At 63.8% G+C, this 3,723-nt stretch carries 4 protein-coding genes; all 4 read right to left on the minus strand.

Annotated features, from left to right (window positions below):
• Nucleotides 1-4: 4 nt before the first annotated feature.
• Nucleotides 5-1,063, minus strand: coding sequence for an extracellular solute-binding protein (locus KUV26_RS23370; RefSeq protein ID WP_222506832.1), 1,059 nt, complete (start codon nucleotides 1,061-1,063; stop codon nucleotides 5-7).
• A 20-nt stretch (nucleotides 1,064-1,083) separates the two neighbouring features.
• Nucleotides 1,084-2,184 (minus strand): ABC transporter ATP-binding protein, encoded by a 1,101-nt coding sequence (locus KUV26_RS23375; protein WP_222510258.1) that lies wholly within the window; start codon nucleotides 2,182-2,184, stop codon nucleotides 1,084-1,086.
• A 16-nt stretch (nucleotides 2,185-2,200) separates the two neighbouring features.
• The gene (locus KUV26_RS23380; protein WP_261400100.1) at nucleotides 2,201-3,052 is read right to left on the minus strand and encodes an ABC transporter permease; all 852 of its coding nucleotides are present in this window, start codon (nucleotides 3,050-3,052) and stop codon (nucleotides 2,201-2,203) included.
• On the minus strand, nucleotides 3,049-3,723 hold a 675-nt coding region (locus tag KUV26_RS23385; RefSeq protein ID WP_222510259.1), incomplete at its 5' end, for an ABC transporter permease. The genes KUV26_RS23380 and KUV26_RS23385, both read right to left, overlap by 4 nt.

The following is a 3,723-nucleotide window of genomic DNA, read 5'->3' on the forward strand; positions in this document are numbered from 1 at the left end:
GGGATCAGAAGCCTGCCTTGATGCGCTCGAATTCCTTCAGCATGCGGCCTTCCAGCTCCGGGTTGACCGCATCGAAGAACAGGCTGCCCTCGAAGAACTTGTTCACGTCGGCAAAGCCGTAGGTCTCGATCAGGCTCTGGTCGGCGGATTTGAAGGCATCGGCATTGGAATGGGCGTAGCCCCAGTTCTCGATGATGTATTTGCCGCTGGGCTCAGAACTCAGCGCGTTCAGCATGTCATAGACCTGCTCGTCGCTCTGCGTCGAAGAGGTCAGATGCACATAGCCGCAGACCCAGGTGGCGATGCCCTTGTCCACGTCGCGCATCATTTTTGCGGGCGTCTCATTCCAGATCAGGTTCAGCTCCGACTGGTTCCAGCCCCAGCCCATGCTTACTTCGCCCGAGGCAAGCGCCTGGTCCAGCTGGCCGGCATCGGACCAGTAGAACCGCACATTGGGATGGATCCGGCGCAGGAAGTCCGAAGCCTTCTGGAATTCCTCGTCGCTCATACCGGTATAGCTGGACGCGCCGGTGGCCAGCGCCGCCATCGCATAGGCGGAGGAGGCCGCGTCGGGAATGGCGATCTTGCCCTGGTAGGCGGGATCGGCGAGCAATTGCAGCGAGACGTCTTCTTCCGCGATCAGGTCGGTGCGGTAGATCAGCCCGGTGTTGCCCCACTCAAACGGCACCATGTAGGTCTCGCCGTCGATGGTGACGCCGTCGACATCCTTGATCTGCGGCAGGAGCTTGTCCCAATTGTCGATCCTGGAGGTGTCGATCGGCTGGATCAGGTCCGCGGCCACCCATTTGCGCAGCGCGTCGGTGCAGGGGTGCGCCAGGTCGGCGGCAAAGCCCGACTGCAGCTTGGTGAAGGCCTCCTCGACGCTGCCGAAGTAGGTGTAGCTGGGCGCGCCGCCGTATTTCTCGACGTAGTCGCCGTAGAACCCCTGGTCCTCGTAGCCGGACCAGTCAAAGACCGACAGGCTGTCGGCCCCGGCGGATGCAAGGCCCGCCGAGGCGGTCAAAGCCGCGGACGCGGCCAGTGCCGTTTTGAAGTGTTTCATTTTTCTTCCTCCCTTTATTCTCATGCCTCGCGGGCCCCGAGGTCGATGACAGAGGCGTTCTGCACCCCCAGCCAGACCGGATCGCCCTGCTTGTGGTCCACCGTGTGGAAGTAGTTCGGCACCGACACCGCGATGGGCTGCGAAAGCCCTTCGGCGGTGACGTGGTAATGCACGTTCTCGCCGTAGAAGGCGGCATTGGTGACGGTGCCCTGCAGGTAGCCGTCGTAGCCGTCGGGCTTCTGTGCCGAGATCTCCAGCTGTTCAGGGCGGATCCCGGCCAGCAGCTGCGGCCCGCGCCGCGCCACATTCGGGTTCACGTCGATGGCCAGCGGCCCGAAGCCCTGCACCTCGGCCTGCAGCTTGCCGTCCGCTTCCCCGGTGACGGCGGCATCGAGGAAGTTCATGCCGCCGATGAAGGCCGCAACCTCCTGGCTGCAGGGGCGGGCATAGAGCACCTCCGGCTTGTCGACCTGCTTGAGCTGGCCCTTGAACATCACCCCGATGCGGTCGGACATGGTCATCGCCTCATACTGGTCGTGAGTGACCATGACAAAGGTGATCCCGAGCTTCTGCTGCAGGCGGCGCATCTCGAACTGCATCGCCTCGCGCAGGTTCTTGTCGAGCGCCGACAGCGGCTCGTCCAGCAACAGCACCTTGGGCCGCATCACCAGCGCCCGGGCCAAGGCGACCCGCTGGCGCTGGCCGCCGGACAGTTCCGTCGCCTTGCGCGACTGCAACCCGCCCAGCTCCACCATCTCCAGCGCCTCGGCGACGCGTTCTTCGGTCTCTGCTTTGCCCAATTTCAGCTTGCGCAGGCCAAAGGCGACGTTGTCGCCGACGTTCAGATGCGGGAAAATCGCATAGGACTGGAACACCATGTTGGTGGGCCGTTTGTTGGCCGGGATATGGGCCATGTCCTGGCCGCCGATGCGGATGGTGCCGGCGTCGTGGTCCTGGAAACCGGCAATCATCCTGAGCGCCGTGGTCTTGCCGCAGCCGGAAGGGCCGAGCAGCGAGAAGAACTCGCCCTCCCTCAGCTCCAGGTTCAGATCCTTGACCGCGGTGAAGGTGCCGAACCGCTTTTCCACCCCGGAGATTTCGATGATGTTCTGACTGGCCATCTGGTTGTCCTTCTTCTCAGGCGGATTTGCCGGAACGGCGGCGGAAATATTCGGCGGTCAGCAGGAGCAGCACCGAGGCGAGCAGCAGGAGCGAGCCAAGCGCCAGCGTGTTCGGCAGCTTGGCCGGGAAGCGGATCTGGCTCCAGATGTAGACCGGCAGCGTCGGCTGGTTGCCGGACAGGAAGAAGGCCAGCACGAACTCGTCGAACGAGACGGTGAAGGTGACCAGCAGGCTCGCCACGATGCCCGGCGCCACGATCGGCAGGGTCACCCGGCGGAAGGTGCCGATGACGCTTTCGCCGAGGTCAAAGGCGGCTTCCTCCAGCGACTGGTCGAAGTCGTCAAAGGCCGATTTCATGATCGAGACCGCAAAGGGCAGCGCGACAAAGACATGGCCCAGGATCACCGTGGTGAGCGACGGCTTCAGCCCCAGCGAGATGAACAGCACCAGCATCGACGACGCCACGATGATGCCGGGGATGACCAGCGGCAGCATCACCAGCCCCTCCGACAGCTCCCGCCCCTTGAAGCGGTAGCGCACATAGGCACGGGCGGCGAACAGCCCCAGCGAGGTGGCGACCAGCGCGGTCACCGCGCCGACGATCAGCGAGTTCGCCATCGCCTGCAGGAGCGTGTCCTGGCCGCCCAGCTGGGCATACCATTTCAGGGTGAAGCCCTTCATCGGGAAGGCGACGATGGTGCCGTCGTTGAAGGAGAACAGCGGCAGCAGCAGCACCGGCAGATACAGGAAGATCAGGTAACCGACCGCATAGGCCAGGAGCCAGGGAAAGCGGAATGGCTTGCGCAGCGGTTTGCTCAAGGAGCCGCTCACCGGAGTGTCCAGGGGACCGGTCATTGGAGTGCTCATCGGATCCTCCTCCCCAAAGCAGTGGCCAGGATCACGAACAGGACCGCCACAAGGCCGACCGAGGCCATCGCCGCCAGCGACAGGGTGGCCCCCAGCGGCCAGTTGTTGGCCGGGCCGAACTGCACCTGGATCAGATTGGCGATCATCTTGCCCTGCGAGCCGCCGACCAGCGACGGGGTCACATAGTCCCCGACGGTGGGGATGAAGATGATCAGGCTGCCTGCAATGATGCCGGGCACCGACAGCGGCAGGGTGACGCGGAAGAACCGTTCCAGCCTGGAGCAGCCGAGATCGGTGGCCGCCTCCAGCAGCGCGCGGTCGATCTTCTGCAGCGACACATAGATCGGCAGGATCGCGAAGGGCGCCCAGGCATGCGCCAGCGTCAGCACCACCGCGAATTCATTGTACAGCAGGAAGGTCAGCGGCTCCTCGATCAGCCCCAGCGAGATCAGCGCCGAATTCATCACCCCGTTGAAGCCCAGGATCAGCTTCCAGCTGAACACCCTGAGCAGGTAGCTGGACCAGAACGGGATGGTGATCAACAGCAGCCAGAGGGTTTTCTTGCGGGTGCGGAAGGCGATGAAATAGGCAATCGGATAGGCCAGCGCCACCGTCGCCATGGTCACCGCGCCGGCAATCGCGATCGAGCGCAGCATCAGATGCCGCACCAG

The sequence above is a fragment of the Leisingera daeponensis genome (assembly GCF_019801465.1).
GTDB lineage: Bacteria > Pseudomonadota > Alphaproteobacteria > Rhodobacterales > Rhodobacteraceae > Leisingera > Leisingera daeponensis_A.